Here is a 3,833-nt window from a genome sequence, read left to right as displayed (position 1 = left end):
GCGCGCACCAGCGGCCCCTGCGTCAAATCAAAAGGCGCCTCCGTCAGGCGCTGCGCGAGTTGCCGCGCCTGGCTCTGAGCATCCTGCTGCCCACGCAGATCGTGAACCGTCAACGGCAGCGCGTCTGCCGGCAGAATGTGCGCCTGCGGCTGCCCCTCGACGGTGACAAACCGGCTGCGCAACGCTTCGTGGCGGACATAGAGCGCATCCAGGCTCTGCCGCCAGGCGGGCAGATCCAGCTCGCCGCGCAGGTTCAGCGCCAGGGGAATATGGTAAGTTTCACTCAGGCCTTCCAACTGCGTCAGGAACCACAAACGCTGCTGAGCAAACGACAGCGGCAACGCGGCGCCGCGTGGCATAGCCTCGATCGGAGGCAACGCCTCATCGGTTCTCCGCAGTTGCTGCGCCAACGCCAACAGCGTCGGGTTGGCGAACAGGGTCTGCAACGGCAGCTGCCATTCCACCTGCTGCAGACGGTTGGTCAGACGCACCGCCAGCAGCGAGTGGCCCCCCAGTTCAAAGAAGTTATCGTGGCGACCTACCTGCTCCACGTTCAGCAGCTCGCGCCAGATCCCCGCCAGCAGCGTTTCGTGTTCCCCCTGCGGCGCTTCATACGCCGCCTGGCTCTGCGCCCCCTGCGGCTCCGGCAACGCCCGCCGATCCAGCTTGCCGTTCGGCGACAGCGGCAACGCCGCCACCACCACCCAGGCCGACGGCACCATATAGTCCGGCAGCGCCGCGCTCACATGCTGCCGCAGCGCGCCCGCCAGCGTCTCTTCCGCCACGTCTGCGGCCGGCACCACCCACGCCACCAGCCGTTTGTCGTCGCCCACCGCCCGCGCATCCACCACCGCTTCGCGCACCGCCGGGTGCGTCGCCAGCACCGCCTCTATCTCCCCGCATTCGATGCGGAAGCCGCGGATTTTCACCTGCTGGTCATTGCGCCCCAGGTACTCGATGTCGCCGTTCGCCAGATAACGCGCCACGTCGCCGGTGCGGTACATCCGCCCGCCCGGCGCGAACGGATCGGCAAGGAAGCGCTCCGCCGTCAGTTCAGGCCGGTTCAGGTAGCCCCGCGCCACCTGCACCCCGCCGATATACAGCTCGCCCACCGCCCCCAGCGGCACCGGCTGCCCGTGATCGTCCAGCAGATAGATACGCGTGTTGGCGATCGGCCGCCCGATCGGCACCGACACCCGATCCGCCTCCCGCGAACAGTGCCAGGCGGTAACGTCCACCGCCGCCTCCGTCGGCCCATACAGGTTATGCAACTCCGCCTGCGGCAGCCGGCGGTAAAACTCCGCCACCAGCGCCGCCGGCAGCGCTTCCCCGCTGCACATCACCCGCACCACCTGGCCGCAGCGCGTCGCCGCCTGCCCGTCCGCCAGGAAGCTTTGCAGCATCGACGGCACGAAGTGCAGCGTGGTGACGCCGTACTGTTCGATCGCGCGGCTCAGGTAGTCCGGATCCTTGTGCCCTTCCGGCTTCGCCATCACCAGGCGCGCGCCGACCATCAGCGGCCAGAAGAACTCCCACACCGAGACGTCGAAGCCGAACGGCGTTTTTTGCAGCACCGTGTCCGCCGCCGTCAGGCCGTAGGCCTCCTGCATCCACACCAGCCGGTTGACCACCCCGCGGTGTTCGTTCATCGCGCCCTTCGGTTTACCGGTCGAGCCCGAGGTGTAAATCACGTACGCCAGGTGCGACGCCTGCGCGCGCCGTTCCGGGTTCTCGGCGCTCAGCGTATCCGGCAACGCCGCCTCCAGCGCCAGCTGCGGCGTCGCAGGCTCGCCCAGCGCCGCGCGGCCGGCGGCGTCCGCCAGCAGCAGCACCGGGTCGGCATCCTGCAGGATGTACTGCAGGCGTTCGCCCGGATAGGCCGGATCGAGCGGCACATAGGCGCCGCCGGCCTTGAGGATACCGAACAGCGCCGTCACCATGTGCAGGCCGCGTTCGGCGCACACCGCCACCCGGCTGTCCGGGCCGACGCCGCGCGCTATCAGCGCGTGCGCCAGCCGGTTGGCACGGGCGTTCAGCTGGGCGTAGCTCAGGCTTTCCGCTCCGCTCACCAGCGCGGTGGCATCCGGCGTGCGGCGCACCTGCTGCTCGAACAGCGCCGCCAGGGTCTGATCCAGCGGGTAGTCGCGCTCGGTGCGGTTCCAGCCATGCAGCAGCAGTTCGCGTTCCGCCTCCGGCACCACCGCCAGTGAACACACCGGCGTCTCCGGCGCCTGCTCCAGCGCTTGCGCCAGGGAGCTCAGCGCCTGCACCATATAGTCACACACCCGCTGGGCATCGACCGTCTCGGTCACCTGCGCCGTCACGCCCAGCGAATCGCCGCCGTCCTCCACCGATAACACGAACGGATAGTTGGTGCGCTCTTCGGCGCTCAGCAGGCTGACACCTTCCGGCAACGCCACTGCTTCACCGTTGTTGTGGCGATAGTTGAGCAAGGCGCTGAACAGCGGCGCCCCAGGGCTGACGCCGCTGCAGCGCTGCGCCAATGCCAGCGGCGCATGTTCATGCGCCAGCAGCCCGCTCAGCCGCACGTGTGCCTCTCTTGCCGCCGTCTCCACGCCTCGCCGATCGATGTCCAGACGCAACGGCAACGTGTTGATAAACAACCCCAATGCCCGTTCCGCGCCTTCGCCGCCCTGCAGGCGACCCAGCAATACGGTGCCGAACACGACCGCGTCTCGCCCGCTGACGCTCGCCAGCACCTGCGCCCAGGCCAGGTGGCACAGACTGGCCAGGCTGACGCCCAGCCGCCGCGCCTGTCGCCGCAACCGCAGGTTCAGCGCCGAAGAGAGCGCCTGGTAGCGGCAGGCGATTTGCCGCCCTTCGCCATGCACGTCGCTCAGGCCGAACGGCAGCACCGGCTCGCGGATATCCGCCAACATGTCGCGGAAGAAGCTTTCGTGCTCCGCCTCGCTGAGAGCCAAGCGCGCCTGCGCCACCGCATTGCGGAACGGCTGGGCGACGCCCAGCTGTGCCCCACGGCCGGCGAGGATCTCGCCGATCTCTTGCTCCATGAAGGCCAGCGTGGAGTGATCGCCAATCAGATGATGCCACTGCTGCAAGGCGCACCAGCTGCCGTCCTCCTCCTGCGTGACGGTAAAGTTGAGCAGCGGCGCGCGGGTCAGATCCTGCCGCTGCTGCAACGGATCAAAGCTGGCCGCCAGCTGTTGCCAAATCGGGCCGTCAGCCGGATCGAAACGCCGCTCGCTCAGCGCCAGCTCAGCCTTGCGCCACACCACCTGCACCGGCGAGGACACGCCCTGCGTGATGAACGCGGTGCGCAGAATGTCATGGCGATCGATCACCTGCTGCATCGCCGCCAGCCAGGCGTCCAGGCGCGCACGGCTGTCGAAACGCAGCACCGCGGACAGCTGGTACGGGTCGCCCCGTTCCGCCAGCAGATGGTGGAACAAAATCCCCTCCTGCAGCGGCGACAAGGCGTAGATGTCCTGTACGTTGGCCACGCCGCCCGGCACCTGCGCCACCACCGCGTCGATCTCCGGCTGGCTCAGCGTCGCCAGCGGCAACATCTCCGGCGTAATGGAGGCCCCGCCCGGTAAAATCCGGTTTTCCGGTATGTCGACCTCACCTTGCGCGCTCATCGCCTGCGCCAGCGCCGACAGCGTCGGCGTTGAGAACAGCGTCTGCACGTTCGTTCCCCAACCGGCGCGCCGCAGCTGAGCCATCAACTTCACCGCCAGCAGCGAGTGGCCGCCCAATTCGAAGAAGTTATCGTGGCGGCCCACCTGCTCCACGTTCAGCAGCTCGCGCCAGATCCCCGCCAGCAGCGTTTCGTGTTCACCCTGCGGCGCTTC

Annotated in this window: 1 protein-coding gene; it reads right to left on the bottom strand. The window is 68.2% G+C overall.

All coding sequences use genetic code 11. The annotated features are described in order from the left end of the window. A partial coding sequence (locus HMPREF3138_RS09320) for a non-ribosomal peptide synthetase (RefSeq protein WP_139145134.1) occupies positions 1 to 3,833 on the bottom strand: 3,833 nt, incomplete at both ends.

The organism is Serratia sp. HMSC15F11, from assembly GCF_001808215.1.
GTDB classification, from domain to species: Bacteria; Pseudomonadota; Gammaproteobacteria; order Enterobacterales; family Enterobacteriaceae; genus Serratia; species Serratia nevei.
The sequence above is the reverse complement of the archived record's forward strand: the minus strand, read 5'-3'. Positions and strand labels throughout refer to the sequence as shown.